The organism is Rhizobium sp. PEPV16 (assembly GCF_008919455.1).
GTDB classification, from domain to species: domain Bacteria; phylum Pseudomonadota; class Alphaproteobacteria; order Rhizobiales; family Rhizobiaceae; genus Rhizobium; species Rhizobium leguminosarum_Q.
This window is the reverse complement of sequence record NZ_VSZV01000323.1, coordinates 4,287-5,099: the sequence shown is the minus strand read 5'-3', so window position 1 is coordinate 5,099 and position 813 is coordinate 4,287. Positions and strand designations below refer to the sequence as shown.

Below are 813 nucleotides of genomic sequence, written 5' to 3'. Positions count from 1 at the left end.
CGAGAAAGAGTGTCGAGCCCCCGGCGTCGCGCAAAGTCGTCGGCATGGGCGCGATAACCGGCCTCGCTTTCAAAATCGAGTGTCGTCGTCTTGGCGCCGGAGCGCGACAGGCGCAGGGCGAGCTGCTTGAACAGATCCGGCCGATGGCTTTCCCGCTCGATGCGCTCCAGCCGGGCTTGGGCGGTTTCGATGCGTTTCGCGGTCCAGACATTGCGGTCGACTTCTCTTTTCTCGAACCGCTTCTGGCCGGTTTGCTCATCGACGATCGGAACCTGAACCTTGACCTTCTCCACGCCATCCTTGCGCAAGGTGACGGTGTCGCCTTCTGAGATGCCACTCTCCTCGAGCGCCTTGGGCAAGCTGACGCCCCAAAGTCGATGAACGGATCCGTCCTCCGTCTTCACGTCGGCATAAGGGCTGTCGTCGGCATCCTCATCATTCGGCCGGAATTTGGCTTGTCCTGTTTCGACGAGCTCGCCGGTCACGCCGGCAGCATGATCGACACGCGGCTTCCTCCCCCATTCCGGCCTCGCTTCAAAATCTTCCTTGGCGGCATAGAGGTCAGCGCGGTCGCGATGCCGGGTCATCGACACATAGGTCAGATGTTGATCCATCATGCCGGTTGCGAGCACGAAGGTTCGCTCGACGGTGGCACCTTGTGATTTGTGAATGGTCGCGGCGTAGCCATGATCGACATTGCGATAGCTGTTCTCACTGATGACGACATCACGACCATTGTCGAGACGGACCGAGAGCAATGTGTCGCCACGTCTGTCGCCGGTGGAAACGACCGTGCCGAGCATGCCGTTCTTC

At 60.3% G+C, this 813-nt stretch carries 1 pseudogene; it reads right to left on the bottom strand.

What is annotated here, in order from left to right:
• Positions 1 to 813 (bottom strand): annotated as a pseudogene (locus FY112_RS21035) (Ti-type conjugative transfer relaxase TraA); the annotation flags it as partial.